23 protein-coding genes and 1 pseudogene are annotated in these 23,837 nt (G+C 65.5%); 14 read left to right on the top strand and 10 right to left on the bottom strand.

Annotated elements, in window-relative coordinates; translation table 11 throughout:
- Window positions 1-255 precede the first annotated feature (255 nt).
- The gene (locus tag CI41S_RS36600) at window positions 256-1,152 is read right to left on the bottom strand and encodes a WD40 repeat domain-containing protein (RefSeq protein WP_172628341.1); all 897 of its coding nucleotides are present in this window, start codon (window positions 1,150-1,152) and stop codon (window positions 256-258) included.
- Window positions 1,153-1,608: 456 nt separating this feature from the next.
- Between CI41S_RS36600 and CI41S_RS36595 the strand changes: the two genes are divergently transcribed.
- The 7 genes and pseudogenes from CI41S_RS36595 to CI41S_RS36570 all read left to right on the top strand — a co-directional run bounded on the left by CI41S_RS36595 (window position 1,609) and on the right by CI41S_RS36570 (window position 5,908).
- Window positions 1,609-2,073, top strand: a complete 465-nt coding sequence (locus tag CI41S_RS36595; RefSeq protein WP_139863916.1) for a hypothetical protein — start codon at window positions 1,609-1,611, stop codon at window positions 2,071-2,073.
- A 13-nt stretch (window positions 2,074-2,086) separates the two neighbouring features.
- Window positions 2,087-2,362 carry a hypothetical protein gene (locus tag CI41S_RS36590; RefSeq protein WP_139863915.1) on the top strand — a complete coding sequence of 92 codons (276 nt, stop codon included), beginning with the start codon at window positions 2,087-2,089 and terminating at the stop codon, window positions 2,360-2,362.
- Between the two features lie 116 nt (window positions 2,363-2,478).
- The gene (locus CI41S_RS36585; RefSeq protein ID WP_172628340.1) at window positions 2,479-2,733 is read left to right on the top strand and encodes a hypothetical protein; all 255 of its coding nucleotides are present in this window, start codon (window positions 2,479-2,481) and stop codon (window positions 2,731-2,733) included.
- Window positions 2,734-2,740: 7 nt separating this feature from the next.
- Window positions 2,741-3,148, top strand: a pseudogene (locus CI41S_RS45235) (dihydrodipicolinate synthase family protein); the annotation flags it as partial.
- On the top strand, window positions 3,084-3,656 hold the full coding sequence (locus CI41S_RS45230) for a dihydrodipicolinate synthase family protein (RefSeq protein WP_347339286.1): 573 nt from the start codon (window positions 3,084-3,086) through the stop codon (window positions 3,654-3,656). The pseudogene CI41S_RS45235 and the gene CI41S_RS45230, both read left to right, overlap by 65 nt.
- Window positions 3,657-3,773: 117 nt before the next feature.
- Window positions 3,774-5,150, top strand: coding sequence for an NfeD family protein (locus CI41S_RS36575; protein ID WP_139863913.1), 1,377 nt, complete (start codon window positions 3,774-3,776; stop codon window positions 5,148-5,150).
- Window positions 5,147-5,908, top strand: coding sequence for a slipin family protein (locus CI41S_RS36570; RefSeq protein ID WP_139485919.1), 762 nt, complete (start codon window positions 5,147-5,149; stop codon window positions 5,906-5,908). The genes CI41S_RS36575 and CI41S_RS36570 overlap by 4 nt, the downstream gene beginning before the upstream one ends.
- Here the strand turns inward: CI41S_RS36570 and CI41S_RS36565 are convergent.
- The gene (locus CI41S_RS36565) at window positions 5,878-6,075 is read right to left on the bottom strand and encodes a hypothetical protein (RefSeq protein ID WP_139863912.1); all 198 of its coding nucleotides are present in this window, start codon (window positions 6,073-6,075) and stop codon (window positions 5,878-5,880) included. The two genes, CI41S_RS36570 and CI41S_RS36565, sit on opposite strands and share 31 nt — an antisense overlap.
- 1 nt (window position 6,076) lies before the next feature.
- A complete protein-coding gene (locus CI41S_RS36560; protein WP_139863911.1) occupies window positions 6,077-6,352 on the bottom strand; it encodes a hypothetical protein in 276 nt (91 codons plus the stop codon).
- 251 nt (window positions 6,353-6,603) lie between these two features.
- Between CI41S_RS36560 and CI41S_RS36555 the strand changes: the two genes are divergently transcribed.
- The 5 genes from CI41S_RS36555 (at window position 6,604) to corA (ending at window position 12,758) form a co-directional block, all read left to right on the top strand.
- Window positions 6,604-7,011: an Hsp20/alpha crystallin family protein gene (locus tag CI41S_RS36555; RefSeq protein ID WP_139863910.1), complete on the top strand. Its 408-nt coding sequence runs from the start codon at window positions 6,604-6,606 to the stop codon at window positions 7,009-7,011.
- A gap of 10 nt (window positions 7,012-7,021) precedes the next feature.
- Window positions 7,022-9,415 (top strand): endopeptidase La, encoded by a 2,394-nt coding sequence (gene lon, locus CI41S_RS36550; protein WP_139863909.1) that lies wholly within the window; start codon window positions 7,022-7,024, stop codon window positions 9,413-9,415.
- Window positions 9,416-9,522: 107 nt separating this feature from the next.
- Window positions 9,523-9,711, top strand: a complete 189-nt coding sequence (locus tag CI41S_RS36545; protein ID WP_139485914.1) for a hypothetical protein — start codon at window positions 9,523-9,525, stop codon at window positions 9,709-9,711.
- Window positions 9,712-10,043: 332 nt separating this feature from the next.
- Window positions 10,044-11,552, top strand: coding sequence for a calcium-binding protein (locus CI41S_RS36540; protein ID WP_139863908.1), 1,509 nt, complete (start codon window positions 10,044-10,046; stop codon window positions 11,550-11,552).
- Between the two features lie 189 nt (window positions 11,553-11,741).
- Window positions 11,742-12,758, top strand: a complete 1,017-nt coding sequence (corA, locus tag CI41S_RS36535; protein WP_139863907.1) for a magnesium/cobalt transporter CorA — start codon at window positions 11,742-11,744, stop codon at window positions 12,756-12,758.
- 274 nt (window positions 12,759-13,032) lie between these two features.
- Here corA and fdhF read toward each other — a convergent pair whose 3' ends face one another.
- The 7 genes from fdhF to mobB form a co-directional block, all read right to left on the bottom strand.
- Window positions 13,033-15,798, bottom strand: coding sequence for a formate dehydrogenase subunit alpha (gene fdhF / locus CI41S_RS36530; RefSeq protein ID WP_139863906.1), 2,766 nt, complete (start codon window positions 15,796-15,798; stop codon window positions 13,033-13,035).
- On the bottom strand, window positions 15,795-17,501 hold the full coding sequence (locus tag CI41S_RS36525; RefSeq protein ID WP_139863905.1) for an NADH-ubiquinone oxidoreductase-F iron-sulfur binding region domain-containing protein: 1,707 nt from the start codon (window positions 17,499-17,501) through the stop codon (window positions 15,795-15,797). The genes fdhF and CI41S_RS36525 overlap by 4 nt, the downstream gene beginning before the upstream one ends.
- 178 nt (window positions 17,502-17,679) lie before the next feature.
- On the bottom strand, window positions 17,680-17,934 hold the full coding sequence (locus CI41S_RS36520) for a hypothetical protein (RefSeq protein WP_172627088.1): 255 nt from the start codon (window positions 17,932-17,934) through the stop codon (window positions 17,680-17,682).
- A gap of 99 nt (window positions 17,935-18,033) precedes the next feature.
- Window positions 18,034-19,686: an OFA family MFS transporter gene (locus tag CI41S_RS36515; RefSeq protein WP_139863903.1), complete on the bottom strand. Its 1,653-nt coding sequence runs from the start codon at window positions 19,684-19,686 to the stop codon at window positions 18,034-18,036.
- A gap of 323 nt (window positions 19,687-20,009) precedes the next feature.
- Entirely contained in the window at window positions 20,010-20,276 is a 267-nt protein-coding gene (locus CI41S_RS36510; protein ID WP_139863901.1) for a sulfurtransferase TusA family protein, read from the bottom strand.
- Between the two features lie 45 nt (window positions 20,277-20,321).
- A complete protein-coding gene (locus CI41S_RS36505) occupies window positions 20,322-21,575 on the bottom strand; it encodes a molybdopterin molybdotransferase MoeA (RefSeq protein WP_139863899.1) in 1,254 nt (417 codons plus the stop codon).
- Between the two features lie 9 nt (window positions 21,576-21,584).
- Window positions 21,585-22,112 carry a molybdopterin-guanine dinucleotide biosynthesis protein B gene (gene mobB, locus CI41S_RS36500; protein ID WP_139485905.1) on the bottom strand — a complete coding sequence of 176 codons (528 nt, stop codon included), beginning with the start codon at window positions 22,110-22,112 and terminating at the stop codon, window positions 21,585-21,587.
- 198 nt (window positions 22,113-22,310) lie between these two features.
- Between mobB and CI41S_RS36495 the strand changes: the two genes are divergently transcribed.
- Together CI41S_RS36495 and mobA are read left to right on the top strand one after the other, a co-directional pair.
- Window positions 22,311-23,201 (top strand): formate dehydrogenase accessory sulfurtransferase FdhD, encoded by an 891-nt coding sequence (locus CI41S_RS36495; protein ID WP_139863896.1) that lies wholly within the window; start codon window positions 22,311-22,313, stop codon window positions 23,199-23,201.
- A gap of 4 nt (window positions 23,202-23,205) precedes the next feature.
- The gene (gene mobA, locus CI41S_RS36490) at window positions 23,206-23,832 is read left to right on the top strand and encodes a molybdenum cofactor guanylyltransferase MobA (protein ID WP_139863988.1); all 627 of its coding nucleotides are present in this window, start codon (window positions 23,206-23,208) and stop codon (window positions 23,830-23,832) included.
- Window positions 23,833-23,837 lie beyond the last annotated feature (5 nt).

Below are 23,837 nucleotides of genomic sequence, written 5' to 3'. Positions count from 1 at the left end.
TATGCGTCACAGGCCACGGGAGGCGCATAAGCACCCCGTGCCGGATTGCCGTGAAGTGCCATCCGGGGCATAGGTTTTCGAGAGGGCGCGCATAAGCACGTTATAGGAATCCTATAAGTGCCAGCCCTGCGCAGGCCGCAACGGTAGCGTCATGCGACGCGCAATTGCAGATGACATCGCTTGACCGATATCCCTTGACCAATTCCGGGATTGGACGGAATTGGCCGGAAACGCTCACCTAGCGGAGGATATGCGCTATGGCGCGAGCTCCCAGAGCTTCACCTTGTTGTCATGCCCGCCGGTGAGCGCGAGCTTTCCGTTGGGCAAGAAGGCGACGCACGACACGAATCCGTGACCATGGTCGAGCGTATCGAGTTCCCTTCCGGTATTCACGTCCCAAAGCTTCGCGGAGAAGTCCTCGCTGCCAGACAATGCCAGGCTGCCGTCGGGCGAGAACACGACGCTGGTCACGTTCCTTGAATGACCCGGGAGGTCGAACTTGCGGATCGAGTCACCGGTCTGCGCGTTCAGGGTCTCCAGCTTGCCGTGGATGTTGCCCGTCAGCACGACACCGTCATCCGGGCCCATCGCAACGGCGGAGTAGACCCCATTCTGAGACGTCTTCAACGACGCCCGGTCATTGAGGAGATCGTAGACGATGATGTTGGGTTGGCCGGGCTCGTGGATCGAAGCCGCGAACCGTCCGCCCGCCGACAGCGATGGTGAGGATATCGGCCCGCTCTGCAGATCGTGCTCCATCTTCAGCGCGAGCGCCGTGTCGAAGCGCGAATAGCGATGACCATGCGTGAAGAGAATGAAGGATCCATCACGGGAAAAGACGACACTGGTGCCGCCGAAGGGCGTTTCGACTGTGCCGATCTGCCGGCCGGCCTCGATGTCCCACAGCAGCAAATAGTGATGGGTGGCTGCCGCAAGGAAAAATCCTTCCGGAGACAACGCCACCCCGCTGATTTCATCCTGGTCATCGACCGGGGAAAACGTGTGGAGCAGCCCGCCGGATTGCACGTTCCAAAACCGCACACCGTCAGTCATGCGGCCGGTCGTCGACGCCATTCGCTGACCGTTGCCCGAGACCGAGATCGAACGAACCGGATCTGATCCCGCGATAAACTCTTGGACAAGTCGGGCCATTTCAGACACCTCCATTGACTGAGCCGCAAATGACCGGGGCGGCAGATCCCACGGGATTGCGTAACCACGAAACGACGGTACGCATGCGTTCTCGAGCGGCGACGGTTCGCGGGAGATGCCACCTGGCGTCGGCCTCCCCAGCTCGTGAAACCATAGCGCCGCGTCAGCGTGGCATCAATCTCAGGTAGAACCATATGACTGATAGTCGCATGGGGTTGACACCGTCTTGGCGACGCTAGAGGGCGGCGTGCTCGGATGCTGGCGCAGACAGCTGCCCACGAGCCCGGCGAATCGCAGCCGAAACTGGCGGTGCTCGATCCGGCCCGCGCACGGACGACGGAACCTTTATGGAATCCCTATATCTCGGCCCCTGCCCTCATCTCGTATTCAAATGGCGGCCCAGTCATTTTGGGCGTGCGGCCAACGTGTTGGGCCGCGCGTGAACGAGATCAAGTCATGTCACTGTATGCACAACACACCTCCACCGCGCTCGCCGAGCGGCTGCGCGACGCCTATGCGGTCACGGCCGAGTTCATGGCCGACATCGTCAGGCAAAGCTGCCGGCGCTTTCCCTCGGCCGGACAGAGCGTCAAGAGCTCGCGGGTCGAGCGCCTGATTCTATCCGGCGCATGGACCGATGCGGCGCTGGCGCTGATCGATCTCGAGCTGCCGCAATGGCAAGTCCGCCGCCTGGTCTATGACGAGGGCGAGTGGCACTGCGCGCTGTCGCGGCAACGCGAGCTGCCGGACTGGCTCGACCAGTCGGTCGAAACGAACCACGCGGATCTCGCGCTCGCGATCCTGAGCGCCTTTGTCGAGGCGCAGCGGATCAGCGCGCCCGAGAGCCGGCCCAGCGTGCCCAGCGTCCGCCGCGACGCCGGCGCGCTCTACGAGCCGCTGCTCACCGACAATTTCGGCTGACGGCGGCACCGCCATGGGCGCCAAGGATCTGTCGCGCGCGCTGCGCCCGGTGCAGGTGCTGGTCAGGTTCGGATTCCGCCTCGCCATCATGACCGGCCTTGCCATGTTCGCCAATGTCGGCTTCGGCAAGGGCCTGGTCGTGCTGTTGTGGATGTCGGCGCTGATCTGCGCCGTGGTCGCCGTTGTCAGGCGCGAGCCGCCGTTTACCGCCCAGCTCAATCACTGGGACGAGATGGCGGGCTATGCCGCGCTGTGCGCGCTCACCACCGGCATCGTGCAGCGGCTCTGAATTCCTCCCTCAAAATCCTATGCCGTTCCTATGAAGTCGCTCGGCTGTCGCGCTCGATTTCATATCCCTGACATCACACACTGATCGCGTGAATGTCATTACAAGGACTAACCAACGTGAAACTCGTCGAACCTCCTTCGTGTAGTACAGCGTCTTCCATTGTCTTCATCGGCCGCAACCGTCGCGGCCAGTGGGTCGCCCAGCAACAGAACGGCCTGTTTGGCGGCCTGTTCGTCAACCGCGCCCAGGCCGTCAAATACGCGCTGTTCGAGAACGGCCAACACCCCGAAATGATCATCGAGCTGTCGCGTGAGATCGAGCTCGATATGGCCGGCGAAGCCGCCACCTTCCCCGCACGCCGCGTGGCTTGAGCCACCGATGACATCGCGCGCGGCCTCGGCCGAATGGCTGTCGGGTTTCATTCCCGATCTTCCGACCCCTTTCAACGATCGCGGCGAGATCGACATCGCCGCCTTTGGCCGGCTGTGCGAGCGCCAGGTCGCGGCCGGAGCCACCGCGCTGGTGGTCGGCGAAACCGCCGGCGAGAATGCGACGCTGGAATTTCTCGAGCGCGAGCAGCTGGTCCGCATCGCCGCCGGCATTGCGCGGGGGCGCGCGCGCATCATCGCCGGCGCCGGCTCGAATGCGACCGACCGCGCCGTCGCGTTCACCCGCGCCGTGGAGCAAGCCGGCGCCGACGCCATCATGACCGTCGTGCCCTATTACGTCAGGCCGATGCCGCAGGGCATGGCGGCGCATTTCCGCGCCGTCGCCGCTGCGACGACGCTGCCGGTCATCCTGCACGATATTCCCTCGCGCACCGTCAAGGGCCTGCCCGACGACACGCTGGTCGAGCGCGGCCTCGCCGCAATTCGCCGGCCTGCGCGACGGCAGCGGCGACCTCGCCCGGCTGCTGCGGCTGCAGCCGCGGCTGCCGGCGGCGTTCCGGCTGCTGACCGGCGACGACGCGACGTCGCTCGCCTGGCTCGCCGCCGGCGGCCATGGCTGCGTCTCGGCGATGACCAATGTCGCGCCCGATTTGTGCGTGGCCGTGTACCGCAATCTTCGCGAAGGCCGTCTGCAGCCGGCGCGTTATCTGCACCGGCGGCTGGTGCCGCTCGCCACGCTGCTCGAGCGCGAGCATCCCGCCGCCCTGAAATTCGCGCTGGCGCTGCTCGGCTTCATCGAGCCGGCAACGCGGCTGCCGATCGCGCCGCTCGACGCCGCGGCGAAGGCCGAGGTCGCGGACGCGATGTCCTGCCTTGCCGACGAGTACCTCGCCGCCGCGCAGTGAGACCGGCCAACGCTGCCATCGCAACGCACAATGGCCCGCTTGCACAGTGCCGTGACATCACGCCCATATTGAGCTTGGCCCGCGGCGCCCCATATCCTCGGCAAGGGAGTGCTTGCCGTGCAAACGCTAAGGGCGGCCCTCGTTGCGGCGATAGCGATCGTTGCTCTGTCTGTATCGATCCGCCCCTGCGGCGCGGAGGAGAACAGCCGCCTTGCCCTGACCATTGCGATCGACGGCGCGATCGGGCCAGCGTCGGCCAGCTATGTGAAGAGCGCATTGGCAAAAGCCGCCGAACGCCGCGCCGAAGTCGTCGTGCTGCGCCTCAACACGCCGGGCGGCCTCAACACCAGCATGCGCGAGATCATCGCCGACGTGCTCGCCTCGCCCGTTCCTGTCATCGGCTATGTCGCGCCGTCCGGCGCCCACGCGGCGAGCGCCGGCACCTACATCCTCTATGCGACGCATCTCGCGGCGATGGCGCCGGGCACCAATATCGGCGCCGCGACGCCGGTGCAGATCGGCGGCGCATTTCCGGGCCTGCCCGGCGCGCCCGACAAGGACGGCAAGGACAAGAAGGACGAGCCGAAAGATGCCATGTCGGCGAAGGCGACCAACGACGCCGTCGCCTTCATCCGCAGCCTCGCCGAGCTGCGCGGCCGCAACGCCGACTGGGCCGAGAAGGCGGTGCGCGAGGCCGCCACGCTGACCGCCAACGGCGCGCTGCAGGCCAAGGCGATCGAATTCATCGCACGTGACGAGGCGGAGCTGCTCAAGCAGGTCGACGGCCGCGAGGTCGAGGTCGCCGGCGGCAAGACGCAGCGCCTCGCGACCAAGGATGCCACGCGCGAGGCGATCGATCCTGGCTGGATTGCGCGCTTCCTTGCTGTCATCACCGACCCCAACGTCGCCTTCATCCTGCTGATGGTCGGCATCTACGGGTTGATCTTCGAGTTCATGTCGCCCGGCTTGATCGGCCCCGGTGTGGTCGGCACGATCTGCCTGCTGCTCGGCCTCTATGCGCTCAATCTGCTGCCGGTCAACTATGCCGGCTTCGCGCTGATGCTGGTCGGCATCGGCCTGCTTGCCGTGGAGGCCTTCACCCCGACGGTCGTGGTCGGCGTCGGCGGGCTGATCGCGTTCGTGCTCGGCGCGCTGATGCTGTTTCGGATCGAGGCGCCCGGCTACACCCTGTCATGGTGGGTGATCGGCATCACCACCGCGGCCTTCGCCGCCTTCCTGGTGGCCGTGCTCGGCGCGCTGCGCCGCGCCGCCAAGGGACCGGTGCTGACCGGCGCGCAGGCAATGCAGGGCCTGTCCGCCGAGGTGCTCGACTGGTCCGGCACCTCAGGCCACGTCTTCGCCAATGGCGAGCGCTGGCAGGCGCGCGGCGCCGAGGCGTTCAGCTCAGGCGACAGGGTCGAGGTCGCCAATATCATCGATTTGACGCTGGTGGTGCGGCGCGCCCCGGTCACCGGCGAGGGAGGCTCAGTATGATGCTCGATTATTTCACCTATGCGGCGATCGCGCTGCTGGTCGTGATCTTTCTGTCGCAGGCGATCCGCGTGCTGCGCGAATATGAGCGCGGCGTCGTGTTCACGCTCGGCCGCTTCACCGGCGTCAAGGGCCCGGGCCTGTTCCTGCTGATTCCGGTGGTGCAGCAGCTGGTGAAAGTCGATCTGCGCGTGGTGGTGCAGGTGGTGCCGCCGCAGGACGTGATCTCGCGCGACAACGTCTCGGTCAAGGTCAACGCCGTGCTGTATTTCCGCATCGTCGACCCCGAGCGCGCCATCATCAAGGTCAGCGACTACATGGCCGCGACCAGCCAGCTCGCCCAGACCACGCTGCGCTCGGTGCTCGGCAAGCACGAGCTCGACGAGATGCTGGCCGAACGCGACCGGCTGAACGCCGATATTCAGGAGATCCTCGACAAGCAGACCGACGTCTGGGGCATCAAGGTCACCGGCATCGAGATCAAGGATGTCGATATCAATGAGACCATGGTGCGGGCGATCGCCAAGCAGGCCGAGGCGGAGCGGCTGCGGCGCGCCAAGGTGATCAACGCGATGGGCGAGCAGCAGGCCGCCGAGAAGCTGGTCGAGGCCGGACGGATCCTCGCCCAGGAGCCGCAGGCGATGCAGCTGCGCTATTTCGCGGCGCTGCACGACATCGCCAATGAGCGTTCATCGACCGTGGTGTTTCCGCTGCCGATGAACCTGCTCGATCACCTGACGCGGCGAAGCGAGGCGACCTGACCGCCTTGATGCTTGGCCCGCCAGGCCGGTCCGGGTCCGCGCATGTAACGGGCCTCGGGCCGGTAGACGGTGATCGGCTCCTCGCCGATCCAGGCGAGGAATTTGAACAGCTGCTCGCCCGCGCGGCGCAGCACGGTGACGGCAGCGGTCGACAGAGCGGCGCGCATCTCAGTAATCCCACTTCTCGCCGAGCACGACCGGCGGCCGCGGATATTTCTCGGCGTCGCTGCCGAGCATGCCGATATTCAGGTTCATCTTGGCCCAGTCCTCGTGGCCGCGATGCAGCAACAGCTCGTTGCGCAGCCGGTGGATCTTCGCCGCCGCGATCGAGCGGTGGATGGTCCGAAACACGGCACGGATCCGCCTGAACATCCGCCGCAACGGCAAGCGAGTGGATGCCGAGGCCTCGACCATTCGGACATCGTGTGAATACAGCAAGGTCATGTCCCACCTTCCTTCCTGCGGTGCGCATCTCGGCGCACCGCGTCACCCCGGAAGATGCTGAGACGGACGTAGGAATTCGAGATGGCCCCGGAACAAGCCGCATAGCCGCGGCATAAAGGGGCGCACCTGCCGGTTTCGCCAAATCGGAACATTATGACGGTTTTTACGGCCGATCCGGCCCGCCCCGACGGGCGGTTTACGGTCGGCGGCAAGACCGGTAACCTCACCCCCAATACGACATGGAGAGTGCCATGCGGTCCAAGGACCCGATCAACTGGATGCTGTCTGACGCGATCGAGACGCTGGCCCGGGCCGAGCGCATGCACCAGCGGTTCCTCAACCTGCATCCCCAGACCGGCAACCGCGAGCCGAGCTGGGAACCGCCGATGGACGTCATCGAGACCGACGACGAAATCCTGATTTTCATCGCGCTGCCCGGGGTCGACCCCGATGACGTGGAGACCGCGCTCGACGGCGCGACGCTGGTGATCAGCGGCCGCCGCACCTTGCCCCCCGAGCTGCGCGATGCCCGCATCCTGCGTCTCGAGCTGCCGCAGGGCCGGTTCGAGCGCCGTATCGCGCTACCGACCGGCCGCTACACGATCAACCGCTTCACCGCGCATGGCTGCGTCGGCCTGCGGCTTGGCAAATCGCGTTGAGGATTTCGACATGGCTGCTTCCGACATCTCAACCGCTGGATCCGCATCGTCGCCCGACCGCGCGACGTCGATACCGATCGATGCGCTGATCCTCGTGCCGGCGCGCAACACCGTGCTGTTCCCGAACGTCATCATCCCGATCACCATCGGGCGGCCGAAATCCATTGCCGCCGCCCAGCAGGCGGTGCGCGAGCAGCGCCAGATCGGCATCCTGCTGCAGCGCGACCCCGAGATGAACGATCCCGGCCCAGACGACCTCTACCGCATCGGCACCGTCGCCAACATCGTGCGCTACATCACCGGGGCCGATGAGACCCATCATCTGGTCTGCCAGGGCGTGCAGCGCATGCGCGTGCTCGACTATCTGCCGGGCACGCCGTTCCCGGTGGCCCGCGTGCTGCAGATCCCCGAGCCGACCACGACCTCGCCCGAAATCGAGGCGCGCTTCCTCAATCTGCAGCGGCAGGCGCTGGAGGCCGCGCAGCTGCTGCCGCAGGTGCCGCAGGAATTGATCGCCGCGCTGCAGGGCACCACCTCGCCCGCGACGCTGGCCGATCTTGCGACCTCCTACATGGACATCAAGCCGCAGGAGAAGCAGGACATCCTCGAGACCATCGACCTTGCGGCCCGCATGGACAAGGTCTCGCGCCATCTCGCCGAGCGCATCGAGGTGCTGCGGCTGAGCCAGGAGATCGGCCAGAAGACCAAGGCCGCGTTCGACGAGCGGCAGCGCGAGGCGATCCTGCGCGAGCAGATGGCGACCATCCAGCGCCAGCTCGGCGAAGGCGACGGCAAGGCCGCCGAGGTGGCCGAGCTGACCAAGGCAATTGTGGAAGCGAAGATGCCGCCGGAGGCCGAGGGCCAGGCGCAAAAGGAGCTGCGCCGCTACGAGCGGATGCCGGAGGCCGCGGCCGAATCCGGCATGGTGCGCAGCTATCTCGACTGGCTGATCGACCTGCCGTGGGCACTGCCCGCGGAGAAGCCGATCGACATCGCCGAGGCGCGCAAGATCCTCGACGAGGATCATTATGGGCTGGAGAAGATCAAGAGCCGGATCATCGAGTATCTCGCGGTACGAAAGCTCGCGCCCGGCGGCAAGGCGCCGATCCTCTGCTTCCTCGGCCCGCCCGGCGTCGGCAAGACCTCGCTCGGCCAGTCGATCGCCCGCGCGATGGCGCGGCCGTTCGTCCGCGTCAGCCTCGGCGGCGTGCATGACGAGGCCGAGATCCGCGGCCACCGCCGCACCTATATCGGCGCGCTGCCCGGCAACATCATCCAGGCCATCAAGAAGGCCGGCGCGCGCAACTGCGTGATGATGCTGGACGAGATCGACAAGATGGGGCGCGGCATCCAGGGCGATCCCTCGGCCGCGATGCTCGAGGTGCTCGACCCCGAGCAGAACGGCACCTTCCGCGACAACTATCTCGGCGTGCCGTTCGACCTCTCGCACGTCGTCTTCATCGCCACCGCCAACATGCTCGACGGCGTCCCGGGGCCGCTGCTCGACCGCATGGAGCTGATCAGCCTCGCCGGCTACACCGAGGAGGAGAAGCTCGAGATCGCAAATCGCTATCTGGTGCGCCGCCAGCTCGAGGCCAACGGGCTGAAGGCCGAGCAGGTCGAGCTCGATCCGGAGGCGCTGCGGCTGGTGATCAAGAGCTACACCCGCGAGGCCGGCGTGCGCAATCTGGAGCGCGAGATCGGCAAGGTATTGCGCAACGTCGCGGTGCAGATCGCCGAAGGCAGCACCAGCCACGTCAGCATCGCGCCAAAGGACATCGTGCCGCTGCTCGGCCAGCCCAGGTTCGAGAACGAGATCGCGATGCGCACCAGCATTCCGGGCGTCGCCACCGGCCTCGCCTGGACCCCGGTCGGCGGCGACATCCTGTTCATCGAGGCGTCACGCACGCCGGGCCGCGGTGGGCTGATGATCACCGGACAGCTCGGTGACGTGATGCGCGAGAGCGTGCAGGCCGCGCTGACGCTGGTGAAGAACCGCGCCACCCAGCTCGGCATCGATCCTGCCGTGTTCGAGAAGAACGACATCCACGTTCACGTCCCGGCGGGCGCGACGCCGAAGGACGGGCCCAGTGCTGGCGTTGCGATGTTCACCGCCCTCACCTCGCTGTTGACCGATCGCACCGTGCGCAGCGACACCGCGATGACCGGCGAGATCTCGCTGCGCGGCCTGGTGCTGCCGGTCGGCGGCATCAAGGAGAAGGTGGTCGCCGCCGCCGCGGCAGGGCTGACCCGCGTGATGCTACCGGCGCGCAACAGGCGCGACTACGACGACATCCCGGCGAGCGCCCGCGAGAAGCTGGAGTTCATCTGGCTCGAACGGGTCGACGACGCGATCGCGGCGGCGCTCGAGACAGCCAAGACGACGCCTGCCGCCGCGGAGTAATCGCTGCGGCAAGGCCATGGTGAAGTTCACAGAAGGTGTTGATTGCCGTCGGCGTTGCCACGGATATTCCATGAAGCCTCATGCGAGAGATGGCAGGGAGGGCCCGCATGCCAGACGAAGCCGCCAATGCAATCGAAGCCGGAATCCGGTCGGCGTTCACCGCCTATTCCCGAGACGATGACCCGGATTGGCGGAGCTCGTGCTGGATCAAGCCGGATGAATGCTCCCATCTGGCAGCGAGCATTTTGAAGGAGCTGGCGGCCAGAGGCTTTGAGATCGTCAAGAAGCCGGCTTGAGCCGCTGATCCGGCAATATGTTGGCGCCCGGTGCGCCGCGTGAACCATCACAAAAAAATCGCGGCTGTTGCCGAAGCCGTTTCGCGGCCGGCGTCGGCGACGCAGTGACTTGTTTTGTGGGGCCAAACATTTGATGTTTGCGGCCAAAGCGGCCATGCCGAGAACGATCCGATTGAAATTCATACTAAAGAGACACAATTGCACGTGTCGACAAGGCGGCATCATCGCCTCATAATTGCGGCCGCGCATCGCGACAACCGGATGATCCAGCGCCAGCCGCCTTGCTTTTCTGGCGGGCGCCCGCCCGGCCGCATTTTGGAGTATTTGGAATAATGTACATTGAAGGAACCGACGGTCCCGACGTCTTCACCCCGTCCTATGGCGATGTCGTCTACGGGCGTCTGGGCAATGATACGGTCCAGGTGGGCGGTGGCGTCTGGATGGCGTACTCGAACTATAGTTACGCGCTCGATCCGCCACGTTACAACCTCTTTGCGGATATCGATGGATCAGCGGTATTCACCATCTCTTCGGTTTTTTATGACTACGTCACTCTACCTCCGCCCGGTCCGCAGACGCATGTCTCGGCTGTGATGATGTACGGGGTTGAGAACTTCAGCTTCGTGGGCACGCATGATCCGGCGCCGCCGGGCCAACCTTACTTTCCCTACTATACGGTTTATGGAACAGATGATGTTCTGACGATCGGAGACCTGTCGTCGACAGCGCTGACAGGGCAAATCTATTTCGACGGCGGATCCGGAAACGATCTTCTCGACGCGCATGCGACGGGGACCGCGATCTTCGCGTTGGGTGGAACGGGTGGCGACACGCTGATCGGCGGATCGGGCAACGACACGCTACTCGGCCAGGATGGCGTCGACGTGCTCTATGGCGGAGCGGGTAACGACACGCTCTATGGTGGGGATGGCAACGACACCCTGTTCGACAGCGGCGGGTTGAACACGCTGGTCGGGGGCGTCGGCGACGACTATTATTCCAGCAGCAACGGCTCGGACACGATTTTCGAGCAGCCAGACGAGGGCTACGACACCCTCACGACCACGGCGACGTTTGTCGTGCTGGCGCCCAATGTCGAGAAGCTTTTCTATCTAGGGCCAGCAGACTTCATCGGCATCGGCACCGCCGGCGACGACTGGATTCAAGGGAATACCGGCAACGACTATCTGATCGGTCTCGACGGCAACGACACGCTGTACGGCGGCGGCGGTTCGGCAAATACGCTGCAGGGCGGCAAGGGAGACGACACCTATCTCGTCGAGAGCCCCGGCGACACGCTGGTGGAATTCGCCAATGAAGGCCATGACACGGTCCAGACCACCCTCACCCAGTTCACGTTGCCGACCAACTTCGAGGATTTGCTCTATTCCGGTTCGTTCAATTTCACCGGGACCGGCAATGCTGCCGATAACCTCATTCGGGGAGGTACTGGCAACGACCTCCTCTACGGCGGTGCCGGTAACGACACGCTGATCGGCGGATGGGGCGGCGACGAACTGACCGGCGGCAGTGGCGCGGATCATTTCGTCTTCACGACCACGAACGACGGTGTCGACCTCATTCACGACTTCAACCGCGCCGAGGGCGACAAGATCGACGTCTCGAAGATCATGAGCTTGCTCGGCCCGGTCGGCGCCGATCCGTTCACGAACGGCGTGCTGACATTTGAGCCGATCGCTTCCTTCGGCAGCACCGGCGTGCCGGCGACGCGCGTCGTGCTCGATGTCGACGGATCAGCCGGCTTCTTGAAGCCAGGCACATTGTTCGTCGCAATCGGCAGCACCACGTTGTTCGACCACAGCGATTTCATCATCGCGTAGTACCGGCTTGCGGCAACGAACGCGTCTAAAAAACTGTAGGAATCGAGGCGTCTCCACAGCGAGGCGCCCCGCACGGCACGGACCGCAAAGCGGCCCGTGCGCGTTGACGGCCGCCTATTCGGTGCTAGCCTCGCCAGGAACAAATCGCCGCAGGGCGGGTTCAAAAAACCGTCGACAAGGGTGGACGCCATGAACCTCGTATCACCGACCGCCGTAACTCCGGAGCCGGTTTCCAGCGATGGCGTGATCGCAGCCGGCGTCTATGTCGAAGGACGGCGTATCGCCAACATCGCGATCGACGAGGCCGCGAGCTGGCGCAACAAGCCCGACCATGTGGTGTGGATCGGGCTGCACGAGCCGGAGACCGCGCTGCTGAAGAGCCTGCAGCGGCAGTTCGAGCTGCACGACCTTGCGATCGAGGACGCCGACCACGCCCATCAGCGGCCGAAGATCGAGCAATATGGCGATGCGCTGTTCATCGTGGCGCGGACCGCGCAGCTCGATGGCGAGAGCATCGCGTTCGGCGAGACGCATCTGTTCGTCGGCGAGGGATACCTCGTCTCGGTCCGGCATGGCGCGTCGACGTCCTACACGCCGGTGCGCGAGCGCTGCGAGAGCTGCCCGCGCGCGCTCGCCCGCGGCGAGGACTACATCCTCTATGCGATCCTCGATTTCATCGTCGACAACTACTCCCCGGTGATCGAGACCATCCAGGACGAGGTCGAGGCGATGGAGGCCGAGGTGCTGGCGAGCGCGATGACGCGGGCGCAGATCGAGCGGCTCTATCTGCTGCGGCGCGACCTGATGCGGTTGCGCAATGCGGTCGGGCCGCTGGTCGAGGTCTGCCGCAGGCTGGAGCGCGACAACCTGCCGATGATCCGTCCGACGATGCGTCCGCTGTTCCGCGACGTCACCGACCACGTGCGCACCATTCAGGAGCAGATCGACTCGCTGCGCGAGGTGCTGGCATTCGCCTTCGAGGCGAGCCTCTTGGTCGGCCAGGCGCAGGAGACCGCGATCTCGAAGAAGCTCGCCTCTTGGCTTGCGATCGTCGCGGTGCCGACCGCGATCGCCGGCATCTATGGCATGAACTTCAAGAACATGCCGGAGCTGCAATGGGAATACGGCTATTTCGCCGTGATCGGCGTGATCGTCGCGATCTGCACGATGCTGTTCTGGCGCTTCCGGCATTCAGGGTGGTTGTAGGCCGCGCCTGTTGCCGCGGTGCCTGCCTCCATCAATCATCTCGCCCGGGGCCACCCCTCTCCCCAACCCTCCCCCGCAAGGGGGGAGGGAGCCTGAGCATCGTGCTCGCCTTACGATGCGCAGGAGCAAAGAACGTTTTTGTCGGCCAAGATTCGTAAGGGAGGCAAGGGCGGAAGGGTTCCCTCCCCCCTTGCGGGGGAGGGTTAGGGAGAGGGGTGGCCACACGGCGTGTCTCTCGACGGCTCGCGTCAGCGACGCCAACCGCCGCCGTCCCCTACTCCGCCGCCGAGCGAAACTCCGCCTTCTCGGCGCGCACGGCGCAGAACTTGAACTCGGGGATCTTGCCGAACGGGTCGAGCGCCGGATTGGTCAGCAGGTTCGCGGCCGCCTCGGCGTAGCAGAACGGCATGAACACCATGTTCTCCGGCACGTCGCGGTCGGCACGCACCTTGACCTCGACGGCGCCGCGGCGGGTCTCGAGACGGATGAAGTCGCCGGGCGCGAGCCCTTTCTTGCGCATGTCCTTCGGCGTCATGAACGCGACCGCCTCGGGCTCGATCTGGTCGAGCACCTGGGCGCGACGGGTCATCGAGCCGGTGTGCCAGTGCTCGAGCACGCGGCCGGTCGACAGCACCATCGGATATTCGTCGTCGGGCAGTTCGTCCGGCGGGATCACCTTGGCCGGCACGATCTTGCCGCGGCCGCTTTCGGTCGGGAAACCGGTGGTGAAGATGATCTCGTTACCGGGCTTGTCGGGATCGTCGACTGGATAGGTCACCGCGCCCTCGCGCACCAGGCGCTCCCAGGTGATGTTCTTCAGCGACGGCATCAGCTCGGCCATCTCGGTGAAGACTTCGCCCGGCCCCGCATAATTCCAGGGCAGCCCCATCCGCTTGCCGATCTCCTGGATGATCCAGAGATCCTGCCGTGCATCGCCCGGCGGCTTGATCACCTCGCGCGCGAGCTGCACGCGGCGATCGGTATTGGTGAAGGAGCCGGACTTTTCGGCGAACGCCGAGGCCGGCAGGATGACGTCGGCGTGGAACGCGGTCTCGGTAACGAACAGGTCCTGCACCACAAGGTGATCCAGCCTGGCCAGCGCCTCGCGCGCATGCTGCAGATCCGGATCGGACATCGCGGGATTCTCGCCCTCGACATACATGCCGTGGATTTCGCCGGCATGGATCGCGTTCATGATCTCGACCACGGTCAGTCCGCGAACCGGATCGAGCTCCTGGCCCCACAGCTTCTCGAAGGCGCCGCGCATGTCGTCGCGGCCGACTGGCTGATAGTCCGGCAGGAACATCGGGATCAGGCCGGCGTCGGAAGCGCCCTGCACGTTGTTCTGGCCGCGCAGCGGATGCAGCCCGGTGCCGGGACGGCCGACCTGGCCGGTGATCAGCGCCAGCGCGATCAAACAGCGCGCATTGTCGGTGCCGTGGACATGCTGGCTGATGCCCATGCCCCAGAAGATGATCGACGATTTGGCACGGGCGTAGGCACGCGCCACCTCGCGCAGCGTCTCCGCGGGAATGCCGCAGATCGCTTCCATCTTCTCCGGCGGGAAGTCCTTGATCTTCTCCTTGAGCTCTTCAAAGCCCTCGGTGTAGCCGGCGATATACTGCTCGTCGGTGAGGCCTTCGGCGACGATGGTATGGATCATCGCGTTCAGCATCGCGACGTCGCTGCCCGGCTTGAACGCAAGGTGCTGCGTGGCGTGGCGCGACAGCGCCTGCCGGCGCGGATCCATCACATACAGCTTGGCGCCGCGCTTGGCGGCGTTCTTGATGAAGGTCGCGGCGACCGGATGGTTCACGGCCGGATTGGCGCCGATCACCCAGATCACCTCGGCGTCGGCCGCGGCGGCGAACGGCGCCGACACCGCGCCGGAGCTCAATCCCTCGAACAGCGCCGCCACCGACGAGGCGTGGCACAGCCGGGTGCAGTGGTCGACATTATTCGAGCCGAAGCCGGTGCGCACCAGCTTCTGGAACAGATAGGCTTCCTCGTTGGAGCCCTTGGCCGAACCGAAGCCGGCGAGTGCCTTGACGCCCTTCTCGTCGCGGATCTTCTTTAAGCCATTGGCCGCGAGATCCAGCGCCTCTTCCCAGGTCGCCTCGCGGAAATGGGTGTAGGGATTGGCCGGATCGACCTGGTCGTTGGCATCCTTCTTGACGCCCGGCAGCCGCACCAGCGGCTTGGTCAAGCGGTTGGGATGATGGATGTAGTCGAAGCCGAAGCGGCCCTTGACGCACAGCCGGTTGTGGTTGGCGGGACCGTCGCGGCCTTCCGCATAGATCACCTTCTCGTCCTTGACCTCGTAGGTGACCTGGCAGCCGACGCCGCAATACGGGCACAGCGAATCCACCTTGCGGTCGGGATAGGTGACGCGGGTCTGCTGATCGTCGAGCATCACCGAGGGCATCAGCGCGCCGGTCGGACAGGCCTGCACGCATTCGCCGCAGGCGACGCAGGTCGACTCGCCCATCGGGTCGTCGAAGTCGAACACGATCTTGGATTCATGGCTGCGATACGCCATGCCGATGACGTCGTTGACCTGCACCTCGCGGCAGGCGCGCACGCACAGGCCGCACTGGATGCAGGCGTCGAGATTGACCCGCATCGCCGGATGGCTGGCATCGGTGGTCCAGCGCTCCGCGGCCGGAAAGCGGCTCTCGGTGACGCCGGTCTTCTCCGCCCAGTGCCAGAACTTCGAATCCGGATCGTGCGAGGTCTCGCGCGCCGGCTGGTCGGCGACCAGAAGCTCCATCACCATCTTCTGCGCGGCGACGGCGCGGGCGCTCGCGGACTTGACCTTCATGCCGACCGACGGCGTGCGCTTGCAGGACGCCGCCAGCACGCGCTCGCCCTCGATCTCGACCATGCAGGCGCGGCAATTGCCGTCGGGCCTGTAGTCCGGCGCCGGCGAGTAGCAGAGATGCGGGATCTCGGTGCCCTGACGTTTCGCGACCTGCCAGATGGTTTCTCCGGCGTTGGCCTCGACCTGCTTGCCGTCGAGCTCGAACGTAATCTTGGTCATTCGGCAGCTTCCTTGAACTCGTCGGGGAAGTATTTAATCACCGATGTCAGCGGATTGGAGGCGGCCTGGCCGAGGCCGCAGATCGAGGCATCGCGCATCGCTTGGCTCAGTTCGTCGAGCAGGGCCCGGTTCCAGACCGGCCGTTCCATCAGCTGCGCCGCCTTCTGGGTGCCGGCGCGGCACGGCGTGCACTGGCCGCAGCTCTCATCCTCGAAGAAACGCATCAGGTTCAGCGCCGCGAGGCGGACGCTGTCCTGCTGCGACAGGATCACGATCGCGGCCGAGCCGATGAAGCAGCCGTATTTCTCCAGCGTGCCGAAATCGAGCGGGATGTCGTCCATCGACGCCGGCAGGATGCCGCCGGACGCGCCGCCTGGCAGATAGGCGCGAAAGCTGTGGCCGTCGGCCATGCCGCCGCAATATTCATCGATCAATTCGCGCACCGTGATGCCGGCCGGCGCGAGCTTCATGCCGGGATTTTTCACCCGGCCGGAAACCGAGAAGCTGCGCAGGCCGTGGCGCTCGTGGCGGCCGTGGCTCTTCCACCAATCGGCGCCCTTCTCGACGATGTCGCGCACCCACCACAGTGTCTCGACATTGTTGATCAAGGTCGGCAGGCCGAACAGGCCGACCTGGAACGGATAAGGCGGCTTGTGCCGCGGCAGGCCGCGCTTGCCCTCGATACTCTCGAGCAGCGAGGATTCCTCGCCGCAGATATAGGCGCCGGCGCCGCGGCGCATATGCAGCCGCGGACCGCCGGCCGGGAGCTTCGCAATCTCGCGCGTCAGAATCTCGCGCGACGCCGGATATTCGTCGCGGATGTAGATGTAGATGTCGGGCGCTTCGACGACATGGGCGCCGATCAGCATGCCCTCGAGGAAGCGATGCGGATCGGTCTCGAGATAGTAGCGGTCCTTGAAGGTGCCGGGCTCGCCCTCGTCGCCATTGATCGCCATTAGCCGCGGCCCAGGCTCGCCGAGCACCGCGCGCCATTTGCGCCCCGTGGGGAAGCCGGCGCCGCCGAGCCCGCGCAGGCTGGCATCATCGAGCGACTTCAGCAGGTCTTCTCTTGCCAGCTCGCCCGAGCGCAGGCGGTTGAGCAACGTGTAGCCGCCGTCGGCGACATAGGCGTCGTAGCCGATATAGCTCGGCAGATGCGTATGGGTGTCGCCGGCTTTCGCCGTGGCCAGCACATTGTCGACGGTGGCGTGGTCGACGAAATTGTGGCCGACCTCGGCGGCGGGCGCGGTGTCGCAGCGGCCGACACAGGGCGCGCGCACAACGCGGATGCCGGGACCGGCCTTGTCCTGCAGCTCGGCGAGCAGCCGCTCGGCGCCCAGCATCGCGCAGGTCAGCGAATCGCACACCCGGATCGTCAGCGGCGCGATGTCCGGCTCGCCCTCCTTCACGACATCGAAATGCGCGTAGAAGGTCGCGGTCTCGAACACCTCGGCGAACGACAGCTTCATCTCGTCGGCGAGCGCTGCGAGATGCGCGGCCGAGATCTGGCGATAGTGGTCCTGGATCAGGTGCAGGTACTCGATCAGCATGTCGCGCTGCCGCGGCCGGTCGCCGAGGAGCTGCTCGATCTCGTGCGCGGCGGTCGGATCGACCTGGCGGCCCTTCGGCGTGGCCTTGGCCCGCTTCCGCCCAGCGCCGGGGTGCTCGAAGCTGCGGACCTTGTGAACGTCATCGGTCGTCATCAGGGCGTCTCGTTTCCTGCTGCCAGATCAACAATCTAGCTGTTGGCATACCAGATGCCAAGTAAATTCGAACCGTTCCAAACAGGATTAAGGGGCGCCATTGTCACGCCCCTTGAACCAACGCGTTCCGGACCGGCCGGTTCTCGGGTTCCCGTCTCAGGTCTTCCTCAGGTCTTCCTCAGATCTTGGTCATGCATTCTTCGATGTAGAACCAGCGGTCGTCGCCGGTGAGGCCCTTGGACTTCACCTCGGCGCGGCAGGCCTTCAGCTTGGGCCTGTTGGCCCGCCACTGCGCTTTCATGGCCTTCAGCTTCTCCATGCTCAGCTTCATCTTCGACGGCTTGGCGGTGGTCGCGGCCGGCGCCGTGGTCTGGGCCGAGGCGGCGTGAAGGCCCAGGGCGAGCAGCGCGGCAGCAAGGCAAATGCGAAACATCGAGATCCCCAGTTCTATTTTTTGTTCGTTCGAGAAAAGCGCGAGAAAAATTCAAAGGCCGCAGGTTGCCGGTGATCGGCAACCTGCGGCGCATAGCGGTCAGAGAATTTTGACCGCGCTGAGCAGCGTCATGTAGATGCCCCAGGCCAGCGGAATGCCGACGAACAACCAGAACAGCGCTGCCTTGGCGTCCAAACCGCCCCTGCCGATGCCGAACGAGCCGGTCGCACCATTGCCGCCGGTCGCGGTGGCCTCCTGCAGCTTGGCCACCTCGGCGTCGCTCATGTGCCACTTCGCATCGACCGGCTTGATCAGATAGTTGCAGATGAAGCCGGCGATCAGCATCGCGCATAGAATGTACATCGTGGTGTTGTAGAGCTGGTCGCGCGGCACACCGGCGGCGAGCTGGAATTCACGGATATAATTCACCACCACCGGGCCGATGATGCCGGCGGTCGACCACGCCGTCAGCAGCCGGCCATGGATAGCGCCGACGAACTGGGTGCCGAACATGTCGGCGAGATAGGCCGGCACGGTGGCGAAGCCGCCGCCATACATCGACAGGATGATGCCGAAGCCGAGCACGAACAAAAGCTTCGAGCCCATCGCGGCGAAGGTCGGCGCCAGCGCATAGAGCACGATGCCGAGCACAAAGAAGGTGTAGTAGGTGTTCTTGCGGCCGATCTTGTCCGACAGCGAGGCCCAGAAGAAGCGGCCGCCGATGTTGAACAGCGACAGCAGGCCGGCGAAGCCCGCGGCGATCGCCGCGATCTGCGCCTTCTGCGCGGCGTCGAGCGCGTTGAAGCCGACATTGGGCAGCCCGATCAGCTTGCCGGCGAAAATCTCCTGCAGCATCGGCGAGGCCATGCCGATCACGCCGATGCCGGCCGACACGTTGAGGCACAGCACCCACCAGATCAGCCAGAACTGCGGCGTCTTGTGCGCATTGTCGAGATGGACGTTCTTGCTCGAGATCATCGCGTTCGCCTTGGCCGGCGGCGTCCAGCCCTCGGGCTGCCAGCCGGTCGGCGGGATTCGATAGCGGAATGCGCCGATCATCATGAACACAAAGTAGATCGCGCCCATGGCGAGGAAGGTTTCCCAGACGCCGGCCGTGGTCGGGGTCCTGAAATAGTTCATCAGCCTGTCGGCCAGCGGCGCGCCGATCATGGCGCCGCCGCCGAAGCCCATGATCGCCATGCCGGTCGCCATGCCGCGGCGGTCCGGGAACCATTTCACCAGTGTCGACACCGGCGAGATGTAGCCGAGGCCAAGCCCGACGCCACCGATCACGCCGGCGCCGAGCCACATCAGCCAGAGCTGATGGATGTAGACGCCGATCGCTGCCAGCACGAGACCGCCGCACCAGCACAGCGCGGCGACGAAGCCGGCCTTGCGCGGGCCGACCTTCTCGAGCCAGCCGCCCCAGATCGCGGCGGAGACACCGAGCAGCACGAAGAACAGCGTGTACATCCAGCCCAGGCTCGCGACCTTCCAGTCGCAGCTGGTCGTGAACAATTCCTGCACCAACGAAATGTCGGGGCAGGCCTTCGGCGCGGTGAGCCCGATCGCGCGCGACAGCGGCAGCCAGAACACCGAGAAGCCGTAGGCCATGCCGATGCAGAGATGGATGCACAGCGCCGCCGGCGGCACCAGCCAGCGGTTGAAGCCGGCGGCCGCGATCGTGCGTTCCTTGTCGAGGAAACCTGCGCCTGCTCCGGATACGGTCCCGGCGCTGCTCATCGTCGTCATTGAAATCCTCCCCTGCAGCCCGCTCTCATATGCAGCGGGTCTGCGTCATCGATCCCGTCTAAGCCCCTCGCGGCGTAACCGTCACGGTGTTGCGCCACGAGCTTCCCGGCATGCGCTGGGACCACCACGCGCATTCCGGGAGTCTAACCCTCGGCGCGACCGGCTATGCCCGATCACGCGGCCTAGTCTGGAAACTGGCCCACCCTCGACGACTGCGCACCTCTTCCGGGCGCGGCTGCATCTCCACAGCGTCGTGGAGATTATCAATTGGCGCAGAAGTGGAATAGGTGTCGATAGGTAAAAGGTCGGATCAACTGCGCGTATCAAGTACGCGGCGATGCATTATTTGACTTGTCTATCGTGCCATTCGTCTTCTCAATCAAGAACACGATGCGCGCGTCGCTGCGTTCGGTGATCTCGACCTTGTCGCCGGTCTCGCGAATGAGATTGGGGATATCGATCACCGAGAGCGGATCGGTGCAGTGCACTTCGAGGAAATCGCCTGGCGTCACGCTCTTGAGCGCCTTGCGCGTCTTCAATGCCGGCAACGGGCATTTCAGGCCGGTGAGATCGAGCTTTGTCGTGGTCATGGGCCGACCATGACGGAGCATTCCGGCATCGTCAACGCGAGGCCTTCACAACAGACTTGCATACGACAGGAAGCCGACCATCTGCCCGGGCTCGACCCGCGTTACCTGCTCGCCCAGTTCGACCAGCCCGTCGGTGTCGACCAGCGACGACAGCAGCCCGGCGCCTTCGCGCGGAAACTTGACCGCCTCGCGCGCGCCGTCGCCCGCCACGCGCAGGCTGACGCGGACATATTCGCGGCGCGCGATCTTCTTCTTGTAGCTGAAGGCCGCGCGCACCGGCAGCGGCGCCAGCGGCTCCTGCCGCGCGCCTGACAGCGCCAGCACGGTCGGGCGCACCACATGGACGAAGGTCACAAAGCTCGCCACTGGATTGCCCGGCAGCCCGATCAGCGGCGTGCCGTTGATGATGCCCATCGCGACCGGCCGCCCCGGCTTGATCGCCATCCGCCACAGCACCAGCTTTCCGACCGCCTCGACGCCGGCCTTGACGTGATCCTCCTCGCCGGTCGAGACGCCACCGGTGGTGAGAATCAGATCATGGCTACCTGCAACCCTCTGCAGCGCCGACGCCAGCGCTGCGCGCTCATCGCGCAAGATCCCGAGATCGCTGACCTCGCAGCCGAGCCGGCGCAGCATCGCCATCAGCATGAAGCGGTTGGAGTCGAACAGCTGCGGAGCCGCGCGTACCTCGCCGGGCGAGACCAGCTCGTTGCCGGTGGAGAACACCGCCACCCGCAGCCGCCTGACCACGGTCAGATCGGTCAGCCCGAACGCCGCCGCCAGCGCAACATGCTGCGGCCGCAGCCGTAGCCCTTCCTGCAGCGCAACATGCCCGAGCGGAATATCCTCGCCGGCCGGGCGAACATTGGCGCCCGCCTTTAGTCCGGCCGGCAGCACCACCTTGCCGCCCTCGAGCCGGACATCCTCCTGCATGAACACGGTGTCGGCGCCGTCGGGCATCGGCGCGCCGGTGAAGATCCGCATCGCCTCGCCGCGCTTCACCGCCGCCGGCGCGGAGGCGCCGGCCTGGATGCGGCCGGACAGCGGAAACGCCTGCGCGTCCGCCGCCGGCAGATCGCCGCTCGCGACCGCGTAGCCGTCGACCGCCGAGTTGGTGAAGGGCGGCAGCGGCAACGGTGCGGCGATATCGCCGGCGAGCACGCGGCCATCGGCCGCCGCGAGCGCAACGGTCTCGGTCTCGACCACGCGCGTAACGCGCTCGGCGATCAGGCGCACCGCCTCGTCCACCGACATCATCGGTCCGCCAAAGGCAAAGCAATCGTCGGACAGTTGCGCCATTCCGCCTCGTCAGCTCCCGGCCGAAGCCACGTCCAGCACGTCCTCGATGGCGATCGCGGAGCGCAGCATCAATTCCGCCACCTCCTCGATGTCGTCGAGATGGGCGATCGGCAGCGCCGTTTCAACCGCGACGTCGCTGGCGATGCCGACGATGCTCGCATCGTCGGGAAACAGCAGCGGCTTGCCGTTGCCGGTGCGATGCACCTCGATCTTGTTGATCGGCTCGCGCTTGAAGCCTTCGACCACGACGAGGTCGACCGGCGCCAGCTTGGCGAGCAGCTCCGGCAGCCGTGGCTCGGCGGCCCCGCGCAGCTCGTGCATCAGCGCCCAGCGCCGGGTCGAGGACACCAGCACCTCGGTCGCGCCGGACTGCCGGTGCACCCAGGAATCCTTGCCCGGCACGTCGACATCGAATTCGTGATGGGCGTGCTTGATCACGGAGACGCGCAGGCCGCGGCCGAGCAGATACGGGATCACCCGCGACAGCAAGGTGGTCTTGCCGGCGCCGCTCCATCCCGCGAGGCCAATCACTTTCATTCGAACTCGATCTCCATAACGGAACCCGCTCTCACCCCGTCATTGCGAGCGAAGCAAAGCAATCCACCTATCCGCCCGCGGAGGCATGGATTGCTTCGTCGCCTCGCTCCTCGCAATGACGGCCTCTGGCCGAGGTTTCATTCTATTCTTCACATGCTTATATCGGCTCTGAGCCCTTGTCATGCTAGCCTGACCAACATGATGAAGATCGAGAAAGCCCCCGTTCCCCTGATCGTCCCCAATCCGGACGATCCGCGCCTGACCGAGCGCGTCGCGGGCACCGACCAGACTGGCGCGGCGGTCGAGATCCGGGTGCCGGTGGAGCGGCCACTGACGCTGTATCTCAATGCCCAGGAGATCGTCACCATGATGACGATCGGCGACTATCCGGAATATCTGGCGCTCGGCTATCTGCTGAACCAGAACATGCTGAAATACGACGATGTCGTCACCGAGGTCGAGTATCACGACGACCTCGACGTCGTGGTGGTGCGCACGGAGCACCACACCAATTTCGAGGCCAAGCTGAAGAAGCGCACCCAGACCTCGGGCTGCGCGCAGGGCACTGCGTTCGGCGACCTCCTAGAGGCGGTCGAGAGCGTGGCGCTGCCGAAGGCCGAGCTGCGCACGTCGTGGCTGTACCAGATGACGCAGACCATCAACACCATGCCTTCGCTCTATCTGGAGGCCGGCGCGATCCATGGTTGCGTGCTGTGCAAGGAAGGCACGCCGCTGTGCTACACCGAGGACGTCGGCCGTCACAACGCCGTCGACAAGATCGCGGGCTGGATCTATCGCCACGGCGTCGATTCCGGCGACAAGATCCTCTACACCACAGGCCGGCTGACCTCGGAGATGGTGATCAAGACGGTGCGGATGGGCATTCCGATCCTGGTGTCGCGCTCGGGCTTCACCGCCTGGGGCGTCGAGCTGGCGCGGCAGGTCGGGCTGACCTTGATCGGCCGCACCCGCGGCAAGCGCTTCATCGCGCTGTCGGGACAAGAGCGCATCGTGTTCGACCAGAACCTCGACTATGTCGAGGAGGAGTCGGCGCGCCACAAACGCAAGGGCGAAGCGCGTGACGACTGAGGCGATGCGCGCGGATGCGATTCCCGGCGTCCTGCTGGCCGGCGGCCTGGCGCGGCGGATGGGCGGCGGCGACAAGCCGATGCGCACCATCGGCGGCCGCACCATTTTGGAGCGCGTCATCGCGCGGCTGAGGCCACAATGCAGCGAGCTGATCCTCAACGCCAATGGCGATCCCGCGCGCTTTGCGGCGTTCGGCCTGCCCGTCATCGCCGACACGGTTGCGGATTTTCCCGGCCCGCTCGCCGGCATCCTCGCCGCGCTCGACTGGGTCGCCGCCAATCGCCTCGATGTGGCGCTGGTGCTGAGCGCCGCCGCCGATTGCCCGTTCCTGCCGCGCGACCTGGTGGCGCGGCTGCATCAGGCATTGATCGAGCAAAACGCACAGCTTGCGGTCGCAGCCTCCGACGGCCAGTCGCATCCGGTGATCGGACTGTGGAGCGTCGCGCTGCGCAACGAGTTGCGCGACGCGCTGGTCGTCGAGGACGTCAGGAAGATCGACCGCTGGACCGCGCGCTACCGGCTCGCCACCGTGAATTGGCCGGCGGCGCCGCTCGATCCGTTCTTCAATGCCAACACCATGGACGACATCGCCGAGGCCGAACGGCTCGCGGCGCTGGACGAGAGGCGTTGATAGGT

Source organism: Bradyrhizobium ivorense (genome assembly GCF_900696085.1).
Classification (GTDB): Bacteria; Pseudomonadota; Alphaproteobacteria; order Rhizobiales; family Xanthobacteraceae; genus Bradyrhizobium; species Bradyrhizobium ivorense.
This window is presented reverse-complemented; position numbering and strand designations above follow the sequence as displayed.

Bases quoted from the DNA above. Each gene is read 5' to 3' on its own strand.
- CI41S_RS36600 (WP_172628341.1), bottom strand. From the start codon at position 1,152: ATGGCCCGACTTGTCCAAGAGTTTATCGCGGGATCAGATCCGGTTCGT.
- CI41S_RS36595 (WP_139863916.1), top strand. From the start codon at position 1,609: ATGTCACTGTATGCACAACACACCTCCACCGCGCTCGCCGAGCGGCTG.
- CI41S_RS36590 (WP_139863915.1), top strand. From the start codon at position 2,087: ATGGGCGCCAAGGATCTGTCGCGCGCGCTGCGCCCGGTGCAGGTGCTG.
- CI41S_RS36570 (WP_139485919.1), top strand. From the start codon at position 5,147: ATGATGCTCGATTATTTCACCTATGCGGCGATCGCGCTGCTGGTCGTG.
- CI41S_RS36565 (WP_139863912.1), bottom strand. From the start codon at position 6,075: ATGCGCGCCGCTCTGTCGACCGCTGCCGTCACCGTGCTGCGCCGCGCG.
- CI41S_RS36560 (WP_139863911.1), bottom strand. From the start codon at position 6,352: ATGACCTTGCTGTATTCACACGATGTCCGAATGGTCGAGGCCTCGGCA.
- CI41S_RS36555 (WP_139863910.1), top strand. From the start codon at position 6,604: ATGCGGTCCAAGGACCCGATCAACTGGATGCTGTCTGACGCGATCGAG.
- lon (WP_139863909.1), top strand. From the start codon at position 7,022: ATGGCTGCTTCCGACATCTCAACCGCTGGATCCGCATCGTCGCCCGAC.
- CI41S_RS36545 (WP_139485914.1), top strand. From the start codon at position 9,523: ATGCCAGACGAAGCCGCCAATGCAATCGAAGCCGGAATCCGGTCGGCG.
- CI41S_RS36540 (WP_139863908.1), top strand. From the start codon at position 10,044: ATGTACATTGAAGGAACCGACGGTCCCGACGTCTTCACCCCGTCCTAT.
- corA (WP_139863907.1), top strand. From the start codon at position 11,742: ATGAACCTCGTATCACCGACCGCCGTAACTCCGGAGCCGGTTTCCAGC.
- fdhF (WP_139863906.1), bottom strand. From the start codon at position 15,798: ATGACCAAGATTACGTTCGAGCTCGACGGCAAGCAGGTCGAGGCCAAC.
- CI41S_RS36525 (WP_139863905.1), bottom strand. From the start codon at position 17,501: ATGACGACCGATGACGTTCACAAGGTCCGCAGCTTCGAGCACCCCGGC.
- CI41S_RS36520 (WP_172627088.1), bottom strand. From the start codon at position 17,934: ATGTTTCGCATTTGCCTTGCTGCCGCGCTGCTCGCCCTGGGCCTTCAC.
- CI41S_RS36515 (WP_139863903.1), bottom strand. From the start codon at position 19,686: ATGACGACGATGAGCAGCGCCGGGACCGTATCCGGAGCAGGCGCAGGT.
- CI41S_RS36510 (WP_139863901.1), bottom strand. From the start codon at position 20,276: ATGACCACGACAAAGCTCGATCTCACCGGCCTGAAATGCCCGTTGCCG.
- CI41S_RS36505 (WP_139863899.1), bottom strand. From the start codon at position 21,575: ATGGCGCAACTGTCCGACGATTGCTTTGCCTTTGGCGGACCGATGATG.
- mobB (WP_139485905.1), bottom strand. From the start codon at position 22,112: ATGAAAGTGATTGGCCTCGCGGGATGGAGCGGCGCCGGCAAGACCACC.
- CI41S_RS36495 (WP_139863896.1), top strand. From the start codon at position 22,311: ATGATGAAGATCGAGAAAGCCCCCGTTCCCCTGATCGTCCCCAATCCG.
- mobA (WP_139863988.1), top strand. From the start codon at position 23,206: ATGCGCGCGGATGCGATTCCCGGCGTCCTGCTGGCCGGCGGCCTGGCG.